Origin of the sequence: Clostridium transplantifaecale, assembly GCF_900626075.1 — a bacterium.
Lineage (GTDB): Bacteria > Bacillota > Clostridia > Lachnospirales > Lachnospiraceae > Otoolea > Otoolea transplantifaecalis.
Window position 1 is genome coordinate 940009 of the sequence record NZ_UYZY01000002.1, and the last position, 26795, is coordinate 966803.

General features: G+C 46.0%; 21 protein-coding genes. 19 read left to right on the forward strand and 2 right to left on the reverse strand.

Annotated features, from left to right (window positions below; translation table 11 throughout):
• Window positions 1–9 precede the first annotated feature (9 nt).
• Complete coding sequence (locus tag EJL91_RS09885; protein ID WP_125141764.1) at window positions 10–981, forward strand: SIS domain-containing protein; 972 nt, start codon at window positions 10–12, stop codon at window positions 979–981.
• Between the two features lie 53 nt (window positions 982–1034).
• On the opposite strand, the gene EJL91_RS09890 is transcribed toward EJL91_RS09885, so the two are convergent.
• Together EJL91_RS09890 and EJL91_RS09895 are read right to left on the reverse strand one after the other, a co-directional pair.
• Complete coding sequence (locus EJL91_RS09890) at window positions 1035–2300, reverse strand: ArgE/DapE family deacylase (protein ID WP_125141765.1); 1266 nt, start codon at window positions 2298–2300, stop codon at window positions 1035–1037.
• 106 nt (window positions 2301–2406) lie between these two features.
• Entirely contained in the window at window positions 2407–3318 is a 912-nt protein-coding gene (locus EJL91_RS09895) for an AraC family transcriptional regulator (RefSeq protein WP_125141766.1), read from the reverse strand.
• A 197-nt stretch (window positions 3319–3515) separates the two neighbouring features.
• Between EJL91_RS09895 and EJL91_RS09900 the strand changes: the two genes are divergently transcribed.
• The 18 genes from EJL91_RS09900 (at window position 3516) to EJL91_RS09985 (ending at window position 26787) form a co-directional block, all read left to right on the forward strand.
• Entirely contained in the window at window positions 3516–4244 is a 729-nt protein-coding gene (locus EJL91_RS09900) for a GntR family transcriptional regulator (RefSeq protein WP_125141767.1), read from the forward strand.
• Between the two features lie 287 nt (window positions 4245–4531).
• On the forward strand, window positions 4532–5368 hold the full coding sequence (locus tag EJL91_RS09905; protein WP_125141768.1) for a DUF6612 family protein: 837 nt from the start codon (window positions 4532–4534) through the stop codon (window positions 5366–5368).
• A 164-nt stretch (window positions 5369–5532) separates the two neighbouring features.
• A complete protein-coding gene (locus tag EJL91_RS09910) occupies window positions 5533–5979 on the forward strand; it encodes a hypothetical protein (RefSeq protein ID WP_125141769.1) in 447 nt (148 codons plus the stop codon).
• Window positions 5961–6473 (forward strand): AfsR/SARP family transcriptional regulator, encoded by a 513-nt coding sequence (locus tag EJL91_RS09915; RefSeq protein ID WP_125141770.1) that lies wholly within the window; start codon window positions 5961–5963, stop codon window positions 6471–6473. Before EJL91_RS09910 ends, EJL91_RS09915 begins: the two co-directional genes overlap by 19 nt.
• A 165-nt stretch (window positions 6474–6638) precedes the next feature.
• A complete protein-coding gene (locus tag EJL91_RS09920; protein ID WP_125141771.1) occupies window positions 6639–7838 on the forward strand; it encodes an AfsR/SARP family transcriptional regulator in 1200 nt (399 codons plus the stop codon).
• A gap of 365 nt (window positions 7839–8203) precedes the next feature.
• Entirely contained in the window at window positions 8204–8443 is a 240-nt protein-coding gene (locus EJL91_RS09925; protein ID WP_243125298.1) for a hypothetical protein, read from the forward strand.
• On the forward strand, window positions 8433–8624 hold the full coding sequence (locus tag EJL91_RS09930; RefSeq protein ID WP_125141772.1) for a hypothetical protein: 192 nt from the start codon (window positions 8433–8435) through the stop codon (window positions 8622–8624). The genes EJL91_RS09925 and EJL91_RS09930 overlap by 11 nt, the downstream gene beginning before the upstream one ends.
• 43 nt (window positions 8625–8667) lie before the next feature.
• Window positions 8668–9069, forward strand: a complete 402-nt coding sequence (locus EJL91_RS24785) for a hypothetical protein (protein WP_206429479.1) — start codon at window positions 8668–8670, stop codon at window positions 9067–9069.
• Between the two features lie 34 nt (window positions 9070–9103).
• Window positions 9104–9685: a signal peptidase I gene (gene lepB, locus EJL91_RS09940; protein WP_125141773.1), complete on the forward strand. Its 582-nt coding sequence runs from the start codon at window positions 9104–9106 to the stop codon at window positions 9683–9685.
• Between the two features lie 30 nt (window positions 9686–9715).
• Window positions 9716–16084: a SpaA isopeptide-forming pilin-related protein gene (locus EJL91_RS09945; protein WP_125141774.1), complete on the forward strand. Its 6369-nt coding sequence runs from the start codon at window positions 9716–9718 to the stop codon at window positions 16082–16084.
• Between the two features lie 71 nt (window positions 16085–16155).
• Window positions 16156–18021 carry an isopeptide-forming domain-containing fimbrial protein gene (locus EJL91_RS09950; RefSeq protein WP_125141775.1) on the forward strand — a complete coding sequence of 622 codons (1866 nt, stop codon included), beginning with the start codon at window positions 16156–16158 and terminating at the stop codon, window positions 18019–18021.
• 209 nt (window positions 18022–18230) lie between these two features.
• A complete protein-coding gene (locus EJL91_RS09955; RefSeq protein WP_125141776.1) occupies window positions 18231–19250 on the forward strand; it encodes a class C sortase in 1020 nt (339 codons plus the stop codon).
• Entirely contained in the window at window positions 19240–20298 is a 1059-nt protein-coding gene (locus tag EJL91_RS09960; protein WP_125141777.1) for a Cna B-type domain-containing protein, read from the forward strand. Before EJL91_RS09955 ends, EJL91_RS09960 begins: the two co-directional genes overlap by 11 nt.
• The gene (locus EJL91_RS09965; RefSeq protein ID WP_164516801.1) at window positions 20288–20887 is read left to right on the forward strand and encodes a sortase; all 600 of its coding nucleotides are present in this window, start codon (window positions 20288–20290) and stop codon (window positions 20885–20887) included. Before EJL91_RS09960 ends, EJL91_RS09965 begins: the two co-directional genes overlap by 11 nt.
• A gap of 310 nt (window positions 20888–21197) precedes the next feature.
• A complete protein-coding gene (locus EJL91_RS09970; protein WP_125141779.1) occupies window positions 21198–22892 on the forward strand; it encodes a sensor histidine kinase in 1695 nt (564 codons plus the stop codon).
• On the forward strand, window positions 22892–23680 hold the full coding sequence (locus EJL91_RS09975; protein WP_125141780.1) for a response regulator transcription factor: 789 nt from the start codon (window positions 22892–22894) through the stop codon (window positions 23678–23680). The genes EJL91_RS09970 and EJL91_RS09975 overlap by 1 nt, the downstream gene beginning before the upstream one ends.
• 303 nt (window positions 23681–23983) lie before the next feature.
• Window positions 23984–25141 (forward strand): ABC transporter ATP-binding protein, encoded by a 1158-nt coding sequence (locus EJL91_RS09980; protein ID WP_125141781.1) that lies wholly within the window; start codon window positions 23984–23986, stop codon window positions 25139–25141.
• Window positions 25138–26787, forward strand: a complete 1650-nt coding sequence (locus EJL91_RS09985) for an ABC transporter permease (RefSeq protein WP_125141782.1) — start codon at window positions 25138–25140, stop codon at window positions 26785–26787. The genes EJL91_RS09980 and EJL91_RS09985 overlap by 4 nt, the downstream gene beginning before the upstream one ends.
• Window positions 26788–26795: the final 8 nt, after the last annotated feature.

The window sequence follows — 26795 nt, forward strand, 5'->3', positions numbered from 1 at the left end:
AGGAATACAATGAGCGTTAAAGAAATTATCAGTGAGATTAAAGTGAAAATAGATGCGGCCGGCGGCCTTAAACATGTTTATTTTGTGGCCTGCGGAGGTTCCAAGGCGGCAATATTCCCGGGACTTTACCTGCTTCAGAGCGAGGCAAAGACATTTGGAGCAACCACCTATACCAGCAATGAATTCGTGCATGTGACGCCGAAGGAGCTGGACAGCCGCTGCATCGCCGTCGTATGCTCCCTGAAGGCCACGCCGGAGACCGTGGAGGCCGTGAAGACCGCCAATGCGGCAGGCGCCGTGACTATTGCAATGACGGGTTCCATGGAAACCGGAATGGCGCAGGTGGGACAGTATGTCGTGACGTATTCAAGCGGCGACGACCAGGTATACAGCGAATCCAACCAGGCGGGTGTCCTTAGAATCGGTTTTGAGATTCTGGACCAGTTTGAAGGTTACGAAAAGTATGATATGGCAATGGAGGCATACCGGTACATTGACGAAATCGTCGCCGAAGGGAAGAAGAACTGCCTGCCTGCGGCTAAGGAATGGGCCGAAAAGTATAAGGATGAGCCGGTTTTCTATGTTCTGGCGTCGGGACCGAACTATGGGGTGGCCTACTCCATGTGCTGCTGTCACTTCATGGAAATGCAGTGGAAACACGGAGTATGCCTGCACACGGGAGAGTATTTCCACGGCCCGTTTGAGACGACGGACAAGGAACTTCCGATGGTGCTTCTGATGAGCGAGGGCCGTACACGCGCCCTCGATGAGAGATGCCTGACATTCCTGAAACAGTATGCGGAAAACTATATTATCATTGACTTTAAGGAACTGAACGCTGGAAGGATTAATCCGGAGATTGCCGAATTCTTCAACCCGGTAGTGATGATTCCGGTGGAGCGGTATTATGTGGCGCAGATGGCTGAGGTTCGGGCTCACTCTATGGATTATCGAAGATACATGTGGAAGGTGGAATATTAAGTTTCAGAAGTATGAACCGGGCGGGAGTTCATTCCCGCCCGGTTACCAGGGTATTATTCGGTTCCGCACCAGCTCATAATCGTCCTGGCCAGAATTTTAACAGCATTTATATAATCTTCGGCATAAACCCACTCATTATTAGCGTGCATTTGTTCCGTTAGCCCGGGACCGAAAATAACGGTCGGCGTGTTTCCGTAAGTATTCAGATGGCGGATATCGGCCGCCCCCTGCCTGCCGCTGACCACCGGCTCCTGATGCATAACATTTTTGTACTCATTGATAAGAGCGGCAACGATAGGAGCGTCTGCCGGAATGGCGGAAGGTTCAGCAAAATATCCGTTGAAAATTATTTCCGGAGGATTTTCCGCCAGCCATTTACTTTCTTTTGCACAGGCGCTGCGGATATATTCCACAAATTCGGCTTTTACAGCGTCGGAGCTCTCTCCGGGTACGGTTGCCATAGATCCCTTTAAAATGCAGCTGTCCGGGAAGGCGCTGGCGTATGACCCGCTGGTAAACTGCCCAATCATACAGGGGATAGAGCTTAAGAGATCCGGATAAAGAGGATGAGATACTTTTGCAAGCCTCACTTTTTCAAATGCTTCCACGGCTTTGGTTACGATATAGCCTAAATCGATTGCGTTGACGCCTTCATAGCGTGTCTGGATCCCTGCCGCTTTTCCTGTAACCTTAATGGTGAACCAGATACGGCCAATAGAACCCGGCTGAACGCACATGCTGGAGGTTTCGCAGCAAATCCCGGCATCAGCCTGTATTCCTTTCATAACGCAGGCCAGCGTACCGTTACCAGTCAATTCCTCGTCCATTACGTACTCTAAAATTACGTCTCCCTTTAGCTGGATGCCGCAACTTTTGAGTGCCAACACAGCCATCGTCATTGCGGCGACGCCCGATTTCATATCGGAAGCGCCCCTGCCGTATATTTTACCTTCCGACCAGTCGCCGGACCAGCAGCCGTGTATCCATTTATCTTCCGGTCCTTCCGGAATAACGTCTACATGTCCGTTAAAAAGAAGCGATTTACCTGTTCCCAGGCCGTGGAATACAGCTACTACGTTAGGCCGGTTTTCATAAGGAAGGTCGGATTTTACAAATGCCGGATGTTTTTGCAGTTCTTCCAGGACAGGAACAAATGTGTCCACCTCAGCCCCCATATTCTTTACATATTCTGCGAGAAAATCCTGGATAGCGGCTTCATTTCCCGTTACGCTGGGAATGCGGAGTAGAGTCTGGAGAAATGAGATCATGTCCTCCCGGTTACTGCCGATCCACTGTTCAACACATTCAAATTGGTTCATACTGTTACCTCCTTTTTTAGATAGTATATCGTTACCGCAGAAGGAATAATATGAACTTATTGACGGAATATGCAACAATATTGACATCCGTATGACCGGTATATTTCTAAGCATTGTGTGCTTTACGCGATACAGGCTGTTTCATCTTTCGATAAGCGCCAGGAGTCATGTGCATAGTCAGATTAAATTTTTTTATGTAATAACTCACACAGGAAAAGCCCACATCGTAGGCAATCTGCGTAACAGATTTATCTGTGCCGGTCAGCAGCGTCAGGCTTTTTTGAATACGGTATTCGGTAAGATAGTCGAGAATCGTACAATTTAGTGCCTGTTTAAATAAACGGCAGCAGCCGCTTTTACTGATATGCAGTGAGGATGCAATATCCTGAAGAGAAATATGCCCGGCATAGTGTTGCTGGATATAAGTTATTATTTCTTTAATTTCCTCATGGCGGAAAACTGAAAATTCCACCTGGCCTGAGACATCCGCATTTAACACCAGGTCTTTCCAAATGGATATCAGATGGATATAAACTTCCAGCTCATAACCCGGCTCTTGCTTCTCCATAAGGCCTGAGAGGATATTCTGACGTTTTAGAACCTCCAGCTGCCATTCCGCATCCGGCTTCAGTGGAACCGCGAAAAAACCTCCATTTTGTATATATGGCAGAAAATACTTTTGTTCCAAGAGGCTGCCGCGGAAAAAAGAAAACATGACTGGGTGGATATTGATGCAAAGATACCTTGCATTGTGTCCCTGTATCGGATGGGTCATGTGCAGAAGCCCTGCATTTATAAAAATTCCCTCTCCTGTCTCAAGCAGATACTCCTTTTTCTGCACGGTCATACAGATGGCACCCTCCTGCACAACACATAGCTGGAATTCATCGTGCCAGTGCCAGCCATTATATCCATAGGGTTTTTCCTGCAGATTTGTCTCGTATACCCTGATTGGAAAATCACATGGAAGGGAAAAATTAGCTTTTTGATTTTCATCTACTATAATACCATTATTCATAGAACCTCCTCCTGCCCATAAGACAGATTCATCTCCACTTTTTTAGTGTAAGTGATTTGAAAAAAAACATCAAGGGCAGTAAGAACTGCGTCGGTTAAAAACGTTTAAAACTCTTTGCCTTTTGGCTAAAGATAATATATAATCGGTATATAATGATATATCAGGATTCAAAAAAAATTCAAAGGAATGATACAGCGATGTTGGATGGGAAGGCAGTTACACCACTATATGTTCAATTGATGACGGATATTGAACAAAAGATTTTAAAAGGCGTATATCAGCCTGGAGAAAGGCTCCAGTCTGAGAGTGAGATGGCCAAAACTTTCGGTGTGAGCATTATCACGGTAAGGAACGCTGTAAGCACGCTGGTGGAAAAAGGACTGGTGGAGAAGAAGCAGGGAAAGGGTACCTTTGTCTCAAAGCCCAAGTTTACAAAGGACATTAAGAAACTTCAGAGCTTTACCGAGATGTGTGAGCATATGGGGATGAAGTCTGGCGGCCGGATGCTTGAGAACAAGCTTGTTGTGGCGGATGAAAAAACAAGAAAGCTTCTGGGGCTTGAAAAGGGAAGCCAGGTTGTCTTTATTTCCCGGGTGCGTTATGCAGATAGTGAGCCGGTGGCAATAGAGAACAACTATTTTCCGCTAAAGTATGCATTCCTTCTTGGCGAGACTTTCGACAACAATTCCCTGTTTGAATTTATGAAGGATAGAGCAGGCGTTATGGTCGCCGTCTCGGAGAAATGGATTGAACTGTGCAAAGCCACGGCCCGGGAGGCGGAATTACTGCAGTTAAACAAAGGGACCTCTCTGCTTTATATTAAAAGTGTTGCTTACACCCATGAGAAAGAACCAATTTATGTGGGTTCTCAGATTTTTAACGGGGACAGGTGTTCATTCTATGTATGTGAGTCAACCGGTATTTAAATTTGGAAAATTAATAGATAATGTATAAATCGGCGCGCGGAAAATTTAGAATAATTTCCGGGCGCCGTTCATTCCTTTGGTACAGGTGTTGAAATCATGGTATAAACATAACGGTGCAGTCTTGGATAACGTCCGCAGTAAGTGGAAATAAAGCCTTTTTATTATTTTCTGACAAATAAAACCCAAAATGGTAAAAGTACAATATTTCTGTTGAAAGTTGACTCAGAAAGCCCTATACTTAATATATTGGAACAGAGGATTAAAAAATTGTCAGGAGGAAAAAGGATATGAAGAAATTGATGACCGCACTGCTTGCTGGTGTGATGACCGTGGCTATGACGGTGACGGCATTTGCTGCCGAGGATCCGGCCGCTCTGCTCGACAGGGTTGCCCAGAAGTCCAATGAGTTGGATTCTATGGACTGCGATATGGGAATCCATGCCGTACTGGTTTTACCGGATCCGGAAACGAAACAGGATTTAAGTATTAACCTGGATATGCTGATGAAGATGAAGATGGATCAGATTAAGTCAGGTAATCTCCGTTATAAAGCCGACATGGCGATGGAGTTCCTGGGCCAGAGCGAATACGCAACTATTTTCTATAAGGATGGCTATTACTACATGGATGCTGACGGAGAGAAGATCAAGTATCCAATGGATCTGAACAGCATGATAGCGTCTGTTGAGCAGACTACGGCTGCCACGGAACTCTCTTCATCTCTGATGAAGAGCCTTGCAGTCAGGGAAGAGGGAGAGAACAGAATTCTGTCCTATGTTGCGGATCCGGCCAAGATGAATGCATATGTCAATGATGCTCTTGATTCTTTAATGGGGACGATGGACGTGAAGATGACGATCCGGGAAGTAAAAGGCGAGTATGTTATTAATAAAGATGATTATTACACCAGTATGAATATGAACATGTCTATGGATATCACAATGTATGGTGAGACGGTCAGGGTTATCATGCTGATTGAGGGAACTATCAACAACCCGGGACAGCCGGTGACGGTTGACCTTCCTTCAACGGATGGATATACGGATATTAATACATATTACCAATCACTGTATGGCGGGAGCGGAAGTGGAAGCGGATATGGCCCGGCATCAGAAATCTGGTAAGAGTCTGCGGATTGGAAGGTATGCAGTAGAATAACAATCCTATAACAATGAAATTGAGAGGGGATATGGGCCGCATTGTATGGACGCATATTCCCTCTTTTATGATACTCTGCAACACAGCTGAGCCAACACAGCAGTTTTACAAATGAAGGGAGATTACTAAAATGTCAGATATACAATATAGCATAGGAATTGATCAGATACCCGGCTTTGCTGCCTTAATTCTGGTTCGTGAGAATGACATATATCTGGCGGAGGCGGGGAGAAAATATCGTGAGTATTTTAATGCAGGAATGAAATGCGAAGGGCGGAGCGTGTTGGAAGCGCTGACAGACAGTGAAAGGCATGCGCTATGCAGTGAAATAGACAGTTGTGTAAAAAAAAGAGAAGAATTTTCTTATTTCAGGAAAGCCGCAGTCAGCGGACGGGAGGACTGTTGGATTAGAGTCAGAGCCTCTTATCTGAAGGATGTAAATGGAGCATCCCTCTATTTGGCAATAGCTGAGGAAATGTCGAAATATATAACCATAGAGAAAGAATTAAAGAAATCTATCAAGAGTTTAGAAAATGCAAAAACAGAACTTATGTTCGATTGGGGTGGAAGAAAATAGAGGAGGGGGAAGCCCTCACACATCAAACAAAACAAGAGCAACAAACAGTATATATTAAAAGAGACTTTCCTCAGGTATATATCCGGACATTTGGATATTTTGATGTTTTTGTAAACGGAAAAATCCTTGGTTTTCCCTCAAAAAAAGGCAAGGAACTGCTGGCAATATTAGTAGATCGCAGAGGCGGAAGCTGCTCCACGGAAGAAGCGGTCTCTATATTATGGGAAAATGAGCCTATGAGCCGGCGGAGTACCGGACGTTATCGCCAGACGGTATTGAGATTAAAAAAAATACTCGATGAAGCGGATATAGGTGAAATTTTAATAACTAAAAGAGGGGAACGGTGCGTGGATACGTCCCGCTTTAGCTGTGACTTGAACCAATATCTGAGCGGGGAAGAGAAATACTCCAATTTATATCATGGTCTTTATATGATGAATTATAGTTGGGGGGAAAACACTCTGGCCATGCTGTCGGCAGTAAAAAGAGGATAATCAGAAAAGAAAACGGGATTTTTACCGTTTTCTTTTTTTTGTTGCTAAAAATGACGATTTTTATAACAGTAAAATGCCGGAACAATAACGGAACCATAACGCTTGTGCGCATATAATACACATTGCAATCAAACTGCTGACGTGCAGGGGAAAAGAGGAAGAAGTGTGGGTGCAGGGAAATTATATGTGACAATGTTTGGCGATTTTTATTTGGAGTATAACGGAAAGCCACTCCAGCTTCCGCTGGACATACACAGTATTATTGTACAGTTTCTTGTCATTTTATGGGAAGAGGAAGACAAAGGGCTCAACAGAGATTTGATTCTCAGCCGTCTTTACGGGGAAGCGGATGTCAGCAATCCTGCCAACAGCATGCGGGTGAATATTTTCAGGCTGCGAAAAATGATTAAAAATCTGGGGCTTCCGGAACATGAGTACATAACGTCAGAACACGGGTGCTACAGATGGGATCCGGGAGAAATCATTTTTGAGACAGACATCCATAGGTTTAAGGAGTATTTGAATCGGGCACGGACCATTCCGGCGGGGGAAGAGAAGAACATGCTGCTGGAAAAGGCGTGCGATTTATATAAGGGAGATTTTCTCCCGGCATTGGCTGCAGAACAGTGGGCGGCGGTAAAAGCCATTAATTACCAGAATATGTATGTAGACGCAGTCACTCAACTCTATGAGAGCTTTAAAGGGAGGGGAGATTACGATCGTGCAGTGGCAATAGCGGATCGGGCTCTCAAGCTTTATACCTTTGAAAATTTTGCAATAATGAAAATAGATGCTCTGATGTCACAGGGGCGCTTTCAGGAGGCGATGAATGCACTGGATGAGGTTGGACGTAAAATGTTCCGGGACTTGTCGGTTGTTCCCTCTGAGGAAATGATGAAACGGTATGAAGCTCTTGGCAGCCATATCAGAACAGCACATACGACCATTAAAAAAATCAAGACACAGCTGGAAGAAGAAAAGGCCAATGGAGCCTATTTCTGTTCCTTTCCAAGTTTTGTGGACTGCTATCGGATTCTGAAAAGGATCTCCATACGCAGTGGCCGAACCTTATTTCTTGTAAATTGCATTATGACGGACAGCCGCGGAAAGAGGCTGGGTAAAGCCGGTAAGGGGAGGGATAATGTTCCGTTTGCGATGAAGGCCATCGAGGGAGCTCTCCGCTCCGGAGATATTTACACGAAGAGCAATGATACTCAGTTTCTGATTCTTCTATCGGGGCTGACATTAGAAAACTGCAGCCTGGTAACAGACAGAATCAGCGAAAAATTTCTGAATTCCGGAGCAATCCACGGAATAAAGCTTGATTTTCATATTACGGTTGCTGTTTCAGAAAAAAAAACGTGAAACGAAAGCTTGTGTAATGTTTGGTGTAATGCCTGCCTTTGTATAATAATCACATATGCTGGAAGAAAATACTTATATATCAGACAAAACTTAGGTTTGAGAATCAGGATTAGGGAGTGAAAATGGAGAGAATTGAATCATATCCAGGCACTTTATGTGTTTGTGTAAATGAAGAGGAGCCGGGTTCTTTTTCGGGGGAGTTCTATCACAGATACAGCGCAGAACCTGTAAAGTTTACCAATCTACTTGATATGATATTAATAGCAGAAAAAATATTTGATGGAGAGGGAGCGCCGATGGCGTTTCTTGCGGAGCGCAGCTTCAAAAAGAAAACGGTGAGAAAGCCGAGCAGGAGGTTAGGTGCATTGAATGATACTAAAGAAATGATAAAACATGAGGGAATGAAAGCCACATTTGTTGTTAATGTGATATTCAGGCAGCATGCCAGCTGGCAGGGTAAAGTAAGCTGGGTGGAAGGCAAAAAAACATCTTATTTCCGCAGTGCATTGGAGCTGATAAAGCTGATGGACAGTACAATGGAGGAGTCTGAGCCGAAGGAACTGGAAAATCTGCATCAGTCACAGGACATGCCATGTGAAAAATAGTGGCCATCAGTTAACTTCTGTTAGTGACTTTGTTTTATATCAGCGTGAAAGAATTACAGAAACTGCCGCACTGACGTTTATCAGTGCGGCAGCTTTACTGACTGGGGGTAAGAAGCCTTTTTGCAGTATGCCGGGGAAGTTTGGTGAGCCGCAAAAAATGCAGCTTTTTAAATTGGTGTAATGCCTAATGTAATGCCTGGTTTTATATAATGCTGGTATATCATATGGAAAGCTTGACGCCCAGTCGACATAAACTGCACATGGTGCAGCCGCAAGCTATAGAAAAGAGGGAATGGTTGATGACGGATAAAGAGCTTCGCAAGCTGCGGCGTTCAGATTTGCTGGAATTGCTGATTGAGGCGGAGAAAAGAAATGAGAAATTGAACGAGGAAAATCAGACGCTGAGAGAACAAATAAAAGAGAAGAAAATTAACATCTCAAAGGCAGGCTCGATTGCCGAGGCCGCTTTACTGTTGAATGGCGTATTTGAAGCAGCTCAAGAAGCCGCTGACCAATATATTGAAAATGTTAAAAGGATGGAAGAGATATTTGGAGAGAGGGAAGAAGACCTTAAAATTGAACATCAGGAACGAAAACAGGGATTTGAACCGGAAGTAATGGATTAAAAAGACAGTTTGCAGGAAAAAGAGAGGAATCTTAATGAATAAAAGAGATACTCAGCTACCTTCTGTAGAGCAGCTGGAAACAGAGCTGAAGAGGGTGAGACATAAAAATGAATATAAAAGAACCTTTCGCGGAACCGTCTATATATTGGTGACAGTAGCGGCTATTGCTGTTTTAGTTGCCACAATGTTTATGCCGGTTCTGCAGGTATGTGGAAGCAGCATGGAACCGACTCTTGAAAATGGGGAATTGGTTCTCTCGTTAAAAAACGGAAAATTCCGCAGAGGTGAAGTGGTAGCTTTTTATTATAATAACAAAATACTTTTAAAGAGGGTGATCGGAGTTCCCGGGGACCAGATAGTGGTGAAAGACGATGGCACAGTTTTAGTAAATGGAACGGCTCTTGATGAGCCTTATGTGACGGATAAGGGGCTGGGGGAATGTGATTTGGAATTTCCGTACCAGGTACCAGATAACCGAATCTTTGTTATGGGGGATCATCGGCAGACCTCGATCGACAGCCGTTCGTCCACGATAGGATGCGTATCGGAGGAATTGATTGTGGGAAAGGTAGTTCTGCGGTTTTGGCCTTTGAAAAATATAGGCGGTGTACAATGATGAAAAGTATGCAGAAGGAGGTGAAGCACAATGCAAAATGAGCTTATGAAAAAAATAGAAAGATATCTGGCAGAGCATAAGAAGAAAAAACGTACATATGCCGTTCTATTTATTCTGTCCGCACTCATGGCGGGAACCGTGTATGGTTCTCTCTGCGTGCCGGCCGTCAGTATGACGAAAGATGAACCTCACCTGGAGGCCAGGGCGGTCAGATCAGTTTTTGGCGAAGAACTTTCTTTCAGGGTCAGCGCGGAGGCGGCTAAAGGAGATGATCCATCTGTTTTTGTGCTTCATACGGAAAGCAATGGAGCTGGCCTTTCAGATTACTATAATTTCGAAGAAATCGAAGATGAGGATGGTAATGCAGACGGTGAAGTCTGTTTGATAGACACGGATGAGGGTAATATAGTGGAACTCCATCGGGAATTTAAAAAAAATGGCGAGGTGAATTACTGGTTCAGTCTGGAGCCGGAGGAAATCGTTTCTTTTTCCCTGAACTGTAATTCGGATATGTATAAAATTCTCGAGGCTGAAGAGGCAGAGCGTAAGGCGGAAAAGAGAGAGGAAGAGGCTCAAAACGCGGAAACAGAGTCCGGACAGAACCCTGGGGCAGGCGCCGGAAACGCAGAAAAAGAGGAAACTCAGCCGGAAAAAGAAATTGATAAGGACGAAGAGACAAATGAAACCCCTGATAATAATCAACAGGGTGACAGCAATACAGATAATGAAGAAAATACGTCAGAGGATGTGAAAGAGTCCGAAACCTCGGATACGTTAGAAGACAATGGACATAAGGATAATGGAAATTCGCAGGAAGCGGAAGAATCCGGCCGCTCTGAGGATGAAAATCAGGAGAAAGAGGATGATGGAAAAGACAAATCGGATCCAGGTAGTGACGCCGGGGCAGGCAGTGACAGCGAGGATTCCGGAAGTGAAAGTGGGACCGGAAACGAGAATGGCGGATCTGAAGGCGGAAGCAGCGATAAAGAAAGCGGCGATAAAGAAAACAGCGGCACAGACAGCAGCCCGGAGAGCGGAGACACGGAAAAGGGTAGCAGTGACGGAAGTGAGGGAGCAAACTCAGGGAGTGGAAGCGGCACCGAAAGTGAGAGTAAAAACCCGGGAGGTGGAAGTGACTCCGGAAGCGGTGATGGAGACTCAGAAAGTGAAAAGGGATCCGGCAGTGAAAAAACCGATGATGTATCTGCGGCCGGTTCTTCTGATAATTTAATATCCCATTTGTTTCTAAGAGGCTATGCCCTTGATGAGGATACAGCGGAAACATGGAGCGATGAGATACAGACGCCGGATAGTTTAAAAACGAAAAGCAGCGCTGAAACCAGGAAGGCAAGCGCCTCTGATGCAGAGAAAGCAAGTCCTTCCGAACCAGAAGCTGAGAAACAGTTTTTAAGAATATACGGCGGCGCCGGGAAAAAATATGTACCTGCGCTGCGCGAGGCAAAACGTAAAGATAATTCCCTGGAACTGATATGGAGTGAAGAATATGAAGAAATCACCCTTACAGCCGAAACGGAGAGTGGAGTAACGGTGGTTATGACAGGCCCCGAGGATTCCTTCCCCGAGGGTGACTTAAGACTGGTTGTAAGGGAACTGGAAGCTTCCAAGGCCAGCCCGTCCGAAGCGGCGAAAGCAAGTCCCTCCGAGGCGGCGGCTGCCGTTCTGGCGGAGTGGAACGAGTCGCTGGAAGAGGAAGAGGAGCAGACTCCGGTACAGACCTCCAGATGGCTGTTCGACATCTGTCTTATGGATGGAGACAAAGAAATAGAACCTATAGGCCCTGTTCAAGTTTCATTTGAGGGGCTGGCAGCGAATGGCGGCAATACAAAGGCAGCGGTTTTCCATGTGGATGAGCGTAGGGGTACATCCACAGTGACCGATATGGATGCATGGGCTGATGACGAAGGAAACGTGGTTATGAATACAGACCATTTCTCGACGTTTGAGGTGGTAGTTATGGCGGAGGAAGGCGTTGGGCCTGCTCTGGATGATATCATGGATGTACTTGGCGGGCCGATAAGCGGCGCAGAGTATTACAGTGTTAACCATTTTGGGGTATTTGCTAAGAATATGACTCCGGGAGGAGGCCATTCAGCAAGTAATATCGCAGTGGGAAGCCTAGACTTTACAAAAGACAGTGACTTGTATGTTGATATTGACGGAAGTGTTATTAATGCCTTGGGCAACCGGTTTAATATCAGGGTCAGCAAAATTTATAACGGAACTGGTAATCCTCCGGTTAGCTGCAGCTTTGGCTTATACAAAGCTGGAAACATCGTACAGTTTATTGAAAAAATCGAATTGGATGTAGTAGATAATAAATGTTCAGGAGTATTTGAAAATCTGGATACTGAAAAGACCTATGTGGTTTATCAGTTAGATGCAGAGGGGAATCCGATCCTGGAACCCACAGAGGAGTTGAAATGGGAAGGCGGCCCTTATAGGGGAACGGGTAATGAGACTTTTATCGGTGAGTTCATAGTAGGGAGCGGACAGAAAGCAACATTACGGTTAAATGGCGGATCCGACTTTGTACTGCATGTGGGAAACCAATATACAGTCGAACAAAGCCAGATCAAAAACAATGGTACGGTTGTTGCAGAACTCCAAAACTTTAATTCCGGTAAAGCGGTAGCTGACTGTGATATTGACTGGGATAGGGAATTTGTCAGACTCACTGAATTTGCACAGAGTTTGAATGAATGGACCGCCAATACGTATACTAAAAATGATTCATCACCAGGTGTAAAAATCTTAAATGTTACGGTTCAGGAGGCTGAAAATGAATGGGACGATCCCTTTAAGTTGGCGCTGGCCAAGGCAATGGAAGAGGATGACTTGACCAACGGCCTGACAAATAATGATCACTCTCTTGGGGAAAAGCAGTACCTGGTTGTCAATGTCCGCGTGGCGGAAGGTGTAAACAACATCAACCTTCCTCCTGTGAAGATTGGCGGAGGAACTGGTGAAATACCTGTTGCACAGCGAATTATATGGAATTTCGGAAACTTTCCCGGAAGTGTTACAACGGGAGATAATACGATGGGAACGCTCTTGCTCCCAGAGGGAACTGCCAAACAGGTGCAAAATCATAACGGTGAAATTATTGCAGAAACTTTTAACCGTCAGGGAGGAGAGCTTCATAAACTTCCATTCGAACAAATATATGAGCCGGAAGTGCGTTTTACCGAAGGCGGCGAAGCGTCAGGTTTTCCACTGGTTCTGAAGAAAACAGACTCAGAGGGAAAACCAGTAAACGGTGCAGAGTTTGACTTGTATAAAGCCGATGAAAATTGGGAAAAGAGTGAACTTATCAAGAATGCGATTTCAGCAGAGGACGGTATGTTTACCTTTGACAATCTGCTGGCAGGCAATTACCTGCTTTATGAAACAAAGGCAGCGGATGGTTTCATACTTCCTGCGGAACCCTGGAAAGTAAGTATTGGTCAGGACGGCGCGGTTACTATGTCTAAACCGAATGGTGAAGAGATGTTACCGGTTTCAGAGGAGGGCAGCGTTTCTCAGCAATATTTTCAGATTGTGAATCAAAAAGGAGATCAACATACCAACATATCCGTAAATAAAATATGGGTCGGCGATGAGGGAAATCATCCTTCTCAAATTAACGTGTGGCTGTTAAAAAATGGTACAAAAGTGGAGCCTTCCGTTACACTCAGCAATAGTAACGAGTGGTCTTACACCTGGAGTGACCTGCCTCTGGATGAAAATGGTGTGCAGATTTCCTATACAGTACAGGAAGAAACGGTGGATGGTTATTATGCCACAATCAGCAGGACAGAGGATGCAGGGGATGGAAAAGCGTCGGGATGGGTGAAGGCAGAAGGGATTACGGATGGCCAGACTTATATTCTGGTATATGGCTCCGGTTCCTACAAGGGTCAGGCTTTGGCCAGATCCGGAGAAAATTCAGCGAACATGACAATTGCCAAGGTGGATATAAACAGCAGTACAAAGCCTGATTCTAACGCTATGTGGAAAGCTTCCAGTAGTGGGAAAGGTTTTACGCTTACGTCAAATGGAAGAAACTTAGGATTAACTTCTGAGGGGATTTCTGCCGTCGCTGCTGGAACCTCTGGTTACAGTAAAGAGTTTGCATTTTATAACAATTGTCTTTCAAGTAATTATAAGAGAAATCGATATTATCTGGCAGACGGATTTAGTAATGGCAAGGGGACGGTAACATCCTATTCTGACTCTGCATCTGCTTTCACGCTCTACGAATGGCAGGAAAGTAAGAATCCGAATGTAAATTACACCATCACAAACACGAAGGAAGCAGTGATCCCCAACAAGCCCAACCTAGAGCACCGAAAGACGATTGATGCCCTGAGGGATAGTCAGAATAATCCGGATACCAGTCTGGATGACAGCGCAGATGATATGACCGATTTCTACCGTTTGTATCTGGACGTGAAGACAGGAATGATGAAGACGCCGGTAGATGTCGTGTTGGTTCTGGATAATTCCGCGAGTATGCAGGAAACAGATATGGGAGAGGAAACCAGAGCAAAGGCGGTTGTAGAGAATGCTGAGTGGTTTGCAAAGGAAATTCTTTCAAGTGATTCCAGAAATAATGTCAGTGTAGTGGGGTATTCAGGTTCATGGAAGAACAACGCTACAGAGAATGGTATGCGTAAGGATTATGATATGTTGTACAGCTCTGGTATAGAGGATGCCTGGAGTACGTCAGGATGGAGTAGAGACTATAATGTACTGAAAGAAAAAGACTTAAAGCCTCTATTGAACGACATTCTTATAAAGAAGGGGTTCAGTGACAGTTTAGGAAGCGGCACTAATATCATGCAGGCCCTGCGCAAGGCGGGAACGCTGCTTGAGGAATCAGAAAAAAAACGGCCGGAAGCAAACCGTTATATGATTTTTATCAGCGACGGATATCCAACATACTACTATCTTAGACCAGATACAGCAGGGGTCACCAATATCCAGGGTTACTGGCGGTATTACGGGATTTATTTTACTCCATACAAGTACAATCAGTCAGGTGCTTTTGACAGCCAATATTTTCAAGGACGTTTCGGCACAGGTGCGGCCAATTCGGGGAATTATGCTAAACAGCCAACAATTGACTATGCTAATACATTCCATACCAGTCACGATGATACAATCGTGTATACTCTGGGAGTTGGAGGCAAGGAAGAAACAGACAGCCCTTTGATGGAGGACACTCTGAAACAGATTGCCACTGACCCGGATAATTATTTTGTGGTAAATGACAAGAAAAAGTTGGAGGAAGCATTCCAAACGATCATGTATGGTCATCCGGTTAGTCATGTGGAAGTCACAGATCAACTGAGCCAATATGTAAACTGGTATGCGAGCCAGCCGGATGTGCTTGTCACCATGAAGGATAAAAACGATAAGGTCACACATCTCTGGGAGGGGACTGGGGCAGCAGGCTCAGGGGCTGTCGGGCATCCAACAGTGTCGGGGCAGTCTATTATTGAAAGCGTAACCTATACCCCTGTCGCCCAGGACAATCAGACGGATGGCCAAAGCACCGGAACGGTGACGGTAAAGTTTAAAAGTGACTATGTACTTGAAAACGACTGTGTTTATACCCTGTCTTTTAATGTCCAGACAACGCAGACCGCCTATGAGGAGTATGCAAAAAATCTTCAGGAAAACGGCAGTGATGGATATAGAGGTGTAGAAGGGGATGAAAATACGGACTACAGCAATACTTTGACTCCCGGTTTTACAAACGACACCAGTTCCGGCTACCCGGGTTTTCACTCGAATCAATCGGCAGATGTCCAATATGTAATGCAAAATATAAATTATACAGAAGCTTACGATCATCCGGTTATTCAGGTAGCATCCTGTGGACTGATACTTAAAAAGCAGGATGTTGCCGACCAAAATAAGTTGCTCATGGGGGCCGAATTTGACCTTTACCGCGCCGCGTCGGGAGAAGGGGCAGTAACGATACCGGGAACAGACCCCGCTATCAGTGGCATTAAGATAAATGCAGAGCCGCTTGTAACCGGGGAAGACGGTCAGGTTACAGTTGAGAATTTATCTCCGGCTGTCTACTACCTGGTGGAAACCAAAGCACCTTCCGGGTATATCATTTTAGAGAAGCCGGTCCGGTTTCTTCTGAAACCGGACGGTGTGGATGTGTCCGGTGACGGACCGGAACAAAATATGGTTCATGGCGAAACAGCCGGTGAGGGGCAGAACCAGATTCCGGTGCTGGTAATTAAGAACAGCAATGGCTTTGAACTGCCTCATACAGGAGGGAAAGGCAGCGTCCCGTATACTGCAGCAGGTTTGTTTATGATACTGATGGCTGCAGCATGTTATGTGAAAAAACGCCCGTTTGAAAGGAAGGAAGCATAACCTTTCAACGGAAAGAATGGCGTTTTTATAAATTAATATAATTTCAAAAAGATGAAAGAGAGGATTATGGAATGAAAAGGTTATTAAAAAAAGTGTCGGCATCCCTGCTGACAGCGGCCCTGGTAGCGGGCTTGTGTTTCCCTGCCTTTGCAACAAGTAAGGGAGAAGGAACAGCGGTAAAGGTTACAGAGGGTTCCACGGCTGATATTACGGTGGGAGTGTCCAATCCGGAGGATGGATCAGCAAACGGAGGGGACACCCTTCAGGCTTATAAGGTTGTCAGTATCACATATGCAGACAATAAGCTGAGCTATGAATTTACAGATGCGTTTAAGGCATTCTTAGCTGCGAACGAGACATGGGCTTCGGAGATACGTACTCCTGATGATTATGCAGAGGTGTCCAATGAGAGCGAAAAACTGAAGGAGCTTCTGGGTAATTTTGCAGCGTATGTGAAGGACCAGAAAATAACGCCTGACAAGAGCGTAACAGACGAAGAAAATGGGGACGGAGTTGTTACTTTTGACAGCATGCCAATGGGGCAGTACATCATCGTTGGCGCCGGCACAAGCAAGGGCGCTAAGATTTATCAGACAGTGACTGCAGAAGTCAATCCTACGGTAGTAGATGGTTCTCCTGTATTGTATCCGGAGTACACAGTTGCGATGAAGACCTCAAAACCTTCCGTTGACAAAGCAATTACCGGCGGAACTGTAGCAGACGATAAAATCCCGGACAAAGAAGGCCTGGAAGGCGACAAGCATGATGGAAAGCACCAGCAGACGTCCGAAATAGGCAAAGAAATCACTTATCAGCTGAAAGTAAGCGTTCCGACTTATCCGGAGGGAGCTACAAACAAAACGTTCTATGTAGGCGATATGTTATCCAAGGGACTTGACTTTGTAGACGGCTCTCTCAAAGTTACTGGAAACGATACCACTACCACTAAGGAATTAGCTAAAGATGATGACTATACGCTCGGAGTAACCGAAATAAAGGACCCTGAGAGTAGTTTAAAAACAGGTACACAGCTTTTCGTTGATTTTGATTTTGACAATATTTCCGCATATACAACTGTAGTAATCGAATATAAAGCAAAACTGAATGCGGATGCCAACCTGGGTACAACAGAAGGTAACCCTAATAATGTGGAGCTGATTTACAGCAATGACCCATATAACGGAAATTCATGGAAACCTGGAGACGGCGGCGATAGACCTGGGCATAAAAATGGTTACGGTAAGGATGAAGACCTGGAAATTGTACATATGTACGCCCTGGTTATTGATAAGTTTGAAGAAAAGCATGAAGGCGAGAAACTGTCCGGTGCAGAATTTGAACTGTACAGAGATGAAGCGTGTACGGATCCGGTAACAGATGCTGACGGAAATGTTGTTTTGGTAACGGATGCAAACGGTGCAGCACAGTATGCAGGACTTGAAATGGGAGACTATTATCTGAAAGAGACGAAAGCTCCTGAGGATTACAACCTGATGACAGAAGTTGTGAAAATCGAGATCAATGCAACCAATATTCCATTTTTCACAAAGAGGGTGACTAGTGTTAACCATTACACTTACACTACCAATTCAGGAGAGGCGGAGTCCCCAGTACCGGCCGAAATTAATGGAGTCCCGGCATATATGAATCCGGCAACCGGAGAGGTTAAGACATTTGCTGACAGCACGGAAGTGACAGAGGGCTTTGAGATAGCCTATGTAAAATCCACGATTACGGAAGAAACAGAAGTAATAGAAATCAACAAAGATGCAGCAGGCGGCAAAGGATATTACAAAGCAGGCATTTCCAACAACAAGGGAGCACACCTTCCAAGCACCGGTGGTATGGGTACCACAATGTTCACGGTTATTGGTATTGTGCTCATGCTCGGCGCAGCTATTGTAATGATTACAAGACGCCGTATGTCCAGAAGATAAAAGTTGGTTCGTCAGATATCATAGCGGAACATCCAGCTAAAAATCAGTACCGTGGGAGGGAGAGATTTCTCCCTCTCCCACGGTACATAATAAGAATCCCGGGTACGACATCAGGGAGAGGAAAATGAAGATTCTAAGAGGATATCTTCATTCTTCTCTCCGTGCTGTTGTAGTTATTTACAGGAAAAACAGCGGAGGAGAAAGGGTGCATGAATAAAAGAAAATTTTCAAACCTGCTATTGGGGCTTGTGTTTTTCGCAGGACTGGTTATTCTCATGTATCCGTCCATCAGCGATTACATAAACCAGTTCACGGCTTCCCATGCTATTGCCGGATATGTGGAGGCTCTGAGTGAGATGCCCAGGGAGGAATATGACAGAATTCTGGAAAGTGCGGATGAATATAATAAGAAACTGGGTTACGGTGATTTTGTTGACGGAGCTTCTGAGGATGAGGAATACAAGTCACTTTTAAATGTTACCGGAACCGGTATGATGGGATACATTGAGATAAAAAAATTAAAGGTAAACCTTCCGATTTACCATGGTACTTCCGAGAATATCCTCCAGCACAGCGCCGGACATTTGGAGGGTTCCTCCCTTCCGGTCGGAGGTGAGGGCACCCATGCCGTTATCACAGGGCACCGGGGACTTCCCACCGCGAAACTGTTTACTGATTTAGACCGCATGGAGCAGGGAGATCTGTTCACTCTGAGTATCATGAATGAGACACTTACATATGAGGTGGACCGGATTTCCATTGTTAAGCCGGAAGATGTGTCAGAGCTTGCAATTGTTCCGGGAGAAGATCATGTAACGCTCGTGACTTGTACACCTTATGCGGTAAATACGCACCGCCTGCTGGTGAGAGGGGTGAGAACTGATGGTCCGTCAACGCTGCATATATCGGCAGACGCCATCCAGATCGATCCAATCCTGGTTGCACCTGTTGTTGCGGCTCCCATATTGCTGGTGCTGTTCATTTTCCTGATTGTGAGCACCGGAAAACCAGGGGATAGGGAGGTAAACGGAGAGGAAGAGAAAACAAAGAATAATGAAGGAATGAAAAATATAGAAAAGAAGAGTAAGGAAAAGAGAAGTAACGAGAAAAGAAGTAAAGAGAAGAAAAGTAAAGAGAAGAAAAGGACCACAGCACAGAAAACACCGGCCGGACAGAGTACATCTGAGCCGGTGAAGGAGCAGGAAAGAGGGCAGGAGTATGATATATAAAAATCAGAGAAAGAAATTTTCTTTAAGGCGGTACATGGCGCTGCTGCTCTTATCCGCTATGGTATTGGCGGGCACAATGGAGGCGCAGGCAGCCGGACGCGTGGAGGTGGAGCGGGAAGGACAGTTATCCCTGGAATACAGCTATGATGGAAAAGCGCTGTCGGGAGCCGTTTTCAGTCTCTACAGAGTGGCTGATATCACGGAAGGCGGGGAATATGTGCTGAGCGGATCATTCAGCGAATATCATGTGAATCTGAAAGAACTGGATTCCACGGGCTGGAAAACAGCTGCCAACACTCTGTCTGTCTATGTATCTTCTGACAAGATAGAGCCGTTCAAGACGGGGAGGGCAGACAGTGAGGGCCGGGTGGACTTTGGTACACTTGCCACGGGTTTATACCTTCTGCAGGCGGAGGATTTAAAAATAGGGAGCGCTACCTACCGGTCAGATTCGTTTTTTGTCAGTCTGCCCGCCCTGGAGGAGAATGACGAATGGAATTACACAGTGGAAGTGCGTCCTAAGACGACAGCAGATACTCCGTCCTCGCCTGACGGGGGAAACCCGTCAGGTGGGAATCCGTCGGGGGAAAAACAAAAACTTACCGTGATTAAAGTCTGGAATGATGATGGATACCGGGAAATGCGGCCTCGAAATATAGAAGTGGCGCTGCTGAAGGACGGGGAGGTTGACCGTAAGGCAACGCTGTCTTCTTCCAACTATTGGCGCCACACCTGGAGCGGCTTGAGTGATGAGTACACCTGGGAGGTTGTGGAGCGCAATGTGCCAGATGGTTATGATGTTTCCTACACTGAGGAGGAGACGGTTTACACGATTACAAACTCTGTTTTGGAAGAAATCTTAGACGGAGATGTTCCGGAGGGCAGCATGTTAACTAATATTGAAGAAGAGCCTGTTCCTCTTGGCAAGCTTCCGCAGACAGGACTGTTATGGTGGCCTGTGCCGTTTTTGGCCATAGCGGGTATGCTTTTATTTGGTTTTGGATACAGGGACTATTTCAGCAGAAAGAGAAATGAAAATGAAAATTAAACGAGGCAGTTTTTTAATGCTCATCGGTATATGCTGTGTTGCTGCCGCCGCCGCTCTGACGGCTGCTAACCGGCTGGAAGAAAAGCGGGGGGCGCAGGCCGCGGACCGGGCGGTGGAAATCCTGTCCAGGGACGTCATTCCGACTCTCACGGAAAATATGGACGGTTACGGAACTACGGCGACCCAGATGCAGACTGTGGAACTGGATGGAAAAGAGTACATCGGGGTTCTGTCCCTGCCATCTCTGGAACTGTCACTCCCCGTTCTCTATGAGTGGAGTGATGAGCTGCTGAAGCAGGCGCCCTGCCGCTATAACGGTTCTTTTCTGGACGACACAATGATTATCGCGGGTCATAACTACCGGAAACATTTCAGCGCAATTAAGAGTATGAGACAGGGGGATTCTGTTCGCTTTACGGATGTCAACGGCGCGGTATATAATTACACTGTAGATTATCTGGAGAAGATAGAGGGTACGGATCTGAAGGGCATGGAAGACGGGGAATGGGATTTGACCCTGTTTACCTGTACGTATGGAGGGCAGGACCGCATGGCCGTTCGCTGCGTGCGGGAAAGAAATACCCCTTAGCTTAGAGAAACTGCGGCATCGCAGATTAAATGGTTTATCATACAGATAATAGAATAAATGTATTTTACTTATGCTGTCCGATTTACACGGGCAGCATTTTTGAGTGGCAATGAAAAGTTCGCGAAGCGTGCTTTTCGTTGTTACGCAGGAAAGTTCTGTGTAATAAATAGAATATGCACCTGCGTCAAGATGCAGTATGCCGATATGCAGCAGGGTTCGATGCAATAGCCAAATGCTCAGGACTCTTTTGGACAGGCTTGCGGTCATGGTGTCCCTGCTTTATAATAAAGAGAGGACAGGGGGAGGTTAGATGAAAAACAATAACGAAGAAGGCAAATTTCAAAAAAATCTTCAAAAGCTGGCTGCCAAGCGCATTGCTCTTTTGATCCTGGTCAGTTCCCTGCTTTTTCTGGCGGGGCAGTATCTGGCGGCGCTGGCGACTAATGAGCTTGATGCATCCTCCCATCTGAAAAAACTGGAGGAGGTTTTTCTGAGGTTCGATATGCAGAACAGGGAATTCCTTCTGAGCGGCAGGACCGTGGAGTCGGTGGAGAAGATTATATCCGGGGATGAGCCGGAAGCAGTAGATGAATTTAAAAATTATTTCCGCCAGTTTGATGAAAGCTGTGATGTCCATAACCAGGTGATAATCACGAGCAAGGACGGAGATGTTTTATTCACGTCCTTTAGTGAGAGCCAGTTATCATCCTACCTGGTGAACTATAATAATGCGGTCTGCTACAACGCAAGGAACTGCAAAGAGGGAGAAATCTACCGCGCCGTCTATTATGACCGCGGTGACTACGCTGACGCTCTGTTTATCAAGCCGATTTTTAAGAATGAAGAAGTCAGCGGATATATCACATTGTTTTTATCGGGAAGCGGATGGAATTTTTACCTGTCGGAAAGCAATTTTGACGGCGTAATCACGGATCTGAGACAGAACGTAATGTATATCAGCAAACCGGGGCTGGCCGACAGCAGCAACAAATTCTATGGGACCGAACACGGAAGCTGGATGCATGGCCACGCCCGTTACTGGGTGGTGTCGAAGGAGCTGCCGGAGTATTCGGCCGTAATCTATTCCCTGGTGTATTATCCGAGAAACGAGGCCGTCCACATCGGACTGGCGGCGCTGCTGGTGATGGGAGCCGTATGGTACTGGATTGCAAGATGGATGGCAAAATCCATGGCGGAGAACAACGCAGCGTCCATTGAGCGGCTGGTCAGTGAGATTAGAATTATACGCAAGGGAGACTATGACCACAGAATCCAGATGAACACGGATGATGAATTTAATGAAGTGGGGTATCAGGTTAACAACATGCTTGACAGCATCCAGGCATTGAACGGCAGGAACACGGAGCTTTTAAAGCTGAACAGCAGAATCGAAATGGACCAGCTTACGGCGCAGATGAATCCCCATTTTCTGTATAACACCCTCGAAATCATCAGAAATCTGGTGGTCTTTGATGCCGATAAGGCGGAGGAGCTGATTGTAAAGCTGACTGAAGTTCTCCGCTACAGCGTGGATACCTCCAGAAAAGAGGTTACGCTGGAAGAGGATATGCGCTATATTTACTGCTATCTGGATATCCAGAATTGCCGTTTTGGGGACAGGTTTAGCTGCACGATCGACTTTGCTCCCGAATGTTTTGACTGTATTGTACCGAAACTGCTTTTGCAGCCGCTGATCGAGAACAGCATTAAGTATGGATTCCAGAAGAAAATGGATCTCAACATCACCATACACGGGACGCTGGAGGGGCATGTTCTTTATATCAGTGTTCTGGATGACGGTCTTGGAATGGAGGAGGAAAAGGCGGAGGAACTGAGAGAACAGCTCCGGACACATGACAACAGTTCTCCCTCCATCGGCCTGAGAAACTTATCGCGCCGTCTGTACCTGAAATATGGGGATGGAAGCGGCCTGCAAATCAGAAACATGGAGGGAACCGGTTTTGAGGTACTGGCGCGGATAGAACAGCAGAAAGGGGAGACATAATGTACAAAGTAATCGTCGCGGAGGATGAGGATATTATCAGAAAAGGTTTGGTGTACTCGGTCCCCTGGGCAGACATGGACTGTTCGGTAGTCGGGGAGGCGAGGAACGGAGTAGAAGGCGTGGAGCTGATAAAACGTCTGGAACCGGATATTGTGATGGCTGATATTAACATGCCGGTCATGGACGGACTGGGGATGATCCGGGAGACATATGAAGATTATAATTATTCCGCTATTATACTGTCGGGTTATTCGAACTTTGAATATGCGAGAACCGCTATCCGCTACGGCGTGACGGGCTATCTGCTGAAACCGCTTAAAAAGGAGGATTTATTGGAGGCGGTAAAAGATGCAAAGGAGAAGTGCCTGCTCAGACGCACCTGGTGCAACCGCAAACAGGAACAGGAAAAGTGGAAGAATATCCAGCTTGTTTCAAAGGAGGAAATCAGCCGGGAAGACGATGCGGTAGTGAGAGATATGCTGGCCTTCATTGCCCGGCATTACAGGGAGAAAATGGTTCTGCAGGATGTTGTGGACGCCCTGAACTACAGCGAAACCTTTCTGAATAAAAAATTTAAAAAGCAGATGGGGACTACCTTTATCGAATATTTGAACCGCTATCGGATCCAGAAAGCCCTGGAGCTTCTAAAGGAGGGAAAAACAGCGGTCCAGGATGTTTCCTGGATGTGCGGGATCGGTGATTACAAATATTTCAATATGGTGTTTAAGAAGTATATCGGGTGCAGCCCGAAAGAATACGTTTCCGAGATCAGGGAGCGGCAGGAGTAAAAGCTTAACAGGTTAAAGTCTGGACAGCCGGAATTAAAGTTCCGGCTGTTTTTAATCTAATAGGAAAGTGGCCCTATGAGATTAAAAAGCCCTCCGGGCAGGAGCGCACTGTGGCGGAGAGGGATTCTTCATCTGCAGATTAAGAAAAAAATACAAAATAAATGAAGAAAATATTAAAATGTTTGATATTTTTTCCTTTTGAACGGTATTTGAGGTAGAATGCAATGTTAAAGTTGTATAGTATTATAAACAACAAGAGGGAAACATATACAATATATATAAAAAACAGGGGCGGTGATGAATGTGAGCGTGGTAATTTCGATTGAAAATGCAGTAAAGAAATATGGGGAAGTGACAGTCATCCCTGATTTATCGGTCACAATACGGAATGGGGAACTTTTTACCCTGTTGGGGCCGTCGGGATGCGGCAAGACCACCCTGCTGAGGATGATAGCAGGATTTAATACCATAGAGGGCGGCAGTTTCCGGTTTAACGACAAAATCATCAATGACATGGAGCCGGGAAAACGCGGAATCGGTATGGTATTCCAGAACTACGCTATCTTCCCCAATATGTCGGTCAGGAAAAATGTTGAATTCGGGCTGAAATATAAAAACATGCCCAAAGAGCAGATGAGAACGCAGGCCCAGAAGTTTCTGGAGCTGGTGCATGTGGATCAGTATGCGGACAGAATGCCGGAACGGTTGTCCGGCGGACAGCAGCAGAGGGTGGCGTTAGCGAGGGCGCTTGTGATACAGCCGGACGTGCTGCTGATGGACGAGCCATTATCCAACCTGGATGCCAAGCTCCGTGTAGAGATGAGGACGGTGATTAAAAATATTCAGAAGGAAGTGGGAATCACCACGGTCTATGTCACACATGATCAGGAGGAGGCGATGGCGATCTCCGACCGGATTGCGGTGATGAAAGACGGCGTGATCCGCCACTGCGGAGAACCGAAGAATATTTACCAGAGACCTGCGGATCTTTTTGTGGCAACCTTTATCGGCAAGTCGAATCTTCTGAGCGCAAGACTGACACGGAACGGAGCGGAAACGATCCTGGTATTTCCCAACGGATACAAAGTTAAAATGGATTCCGTCCGCGAGGAGGAGAGCCATGACAGGGACGTAACCCTGTCGGTAAGGCCGGAAGAACTATTTGTACATTTATATAAAGAGGGGGAAGATACGGACGGTATCAGCGCCAGGATTCAGGACAGCGTATTCCTTGGTTCCAATACCCATTATTTTGCAGAACTTGAGACAGGGGAGACGGCTGAAATCATCCAGGAGTCGGAGATAGATGAGATTATTCCTCCGGGAAGCAGGGTAATACTCACCCTGAACAGCCGCAAAGCCAACCTGTTTGATCCGGAAACGACGGAAAGCCTGATGAAAGGGATTAAAAACAGCATGGCTCTTCCCCCGGAGGCTGGCGGACGGGAGGTGGCCGGATGAGTCATTCAAAAGCTAGAAAGGACTTCTGGAACGTCATTTCCTGGATTCTGATGGGGCTTTTTATGATATTTCTCGTTTACCCCATTGGAAAATTGCTGAAAGAAGCGGTATATACGAATGGAGAGTTCACTCTCGACGCATTCCGGATGTTTTTTGCCAAATCCTATTACTATGACTCTATTTTTCATAGTGTAAAAATAGGAGTCTGTGTTATGGTGACAAGCCTGCTTCTGGGTATTCCGTTTGCCTATTTTTACTCTTTTTACAGGCTGGGAGGCCGTAAGGTACTGTTTGTGCTCTGCCTGCTCTGTACTATGTCGGCCCCGTTTATCGGAGCTTACGCGTGGATTCTTCTGATGGGTAACTCCGGGCTTATAACCGGTTTTCTGAAATCAATGGGGATTTCCGGAGTTTCGATATACGGTTTTGGCGGAATTGTTTTTGTTCAGACATTAAAGCTGTTTCCGCTGGTTGTAATCTATATGAACGGAGCGTTCCGGGATATCGACAATTCCTTGCTGGAGGCGGCAGAGAGCATGGGATGTAAGGGGGTGGACCGTTTTAAGAGAGTGATTATGGCGCTCACAATGCCGACAATCCTGGCGGCGGCCCTGCTGGTGTTCATGCGTTCCTTTGCCGATTTCGGAACCCCGGTTCTAATTGGACGCGGATACAGTACGTTCCCGGTTCTGATTTATAACCAGTACCTGGGAGAAAACGGGACCAATTATCACTTTGCGGCAGCCATCAGCGTTATTGCCGTACTCGTGACGGCCGCTATTTTCATCATTCAGAAGGTGGCGTCCAACCGGTTTAAATTTACCATCAACGCCCTGCACCCGGTAGAGCCAAAAAAGGCTGCGGGAATCGGCAATTTCATGATGCATGCATACTGTTACCTGCTGGTGGGCATTTCACTTCTGCCGCAGATATATATCGTAAACATGTCGTTCAGAAACTACAAAAACAGCATTATTAAACCGGGTTATTCCCTTGTGAATTACCAGAAAGCAATGGAAAAGATGCTGGCGCGTTCGATTGGAAATACACTGATTGTCAGCGTCGTGACACTGGCCGTAATCATTGTGGTGGCAGTCCTGATTGCCTACCTGGTGGTGAGGAGAAGCAGCCTGTTTAACAATGCGATTGATACGATTTCCATGATGCCTTATATTATGCCGGGCGCAGTAATCGGTATTGCACTGGTGGTGGCATTTTCCAGAAAGCCGTTTTCCCTCACAGGAACGCTGGTGATTATGATAATTGCCCTGGCCATACGCCGTATGCCGTTTACGAGCCGTTCAGCGACGGCGGCGATGATGAAAATTCCGGTTAATATTGAGGAAGCCGCTCTGAGCCTGGGAGCATCCAAGGCGGCTGCCTTTACTAAAATCACGGTTCCCATGATGTCCAGCGGAATCATATCGGGTGCGGTATTAAGTTTTGTTTCTATTATTACGGAGATGTCATCGGGGGTAATTCTTTATAATAACAGGACGATTACACTGACTATCAGCACTTATTCGGCTATTACCAGCGGTATTTACGGCGTGGCTGCCGTGTTTGCAACTATCACGATGCTGCTTACCGTAATCTGTCTGATTATCTATCTGAAATTTACGAAGCTGGAAGATGTGAGAATGTAACATGTAAA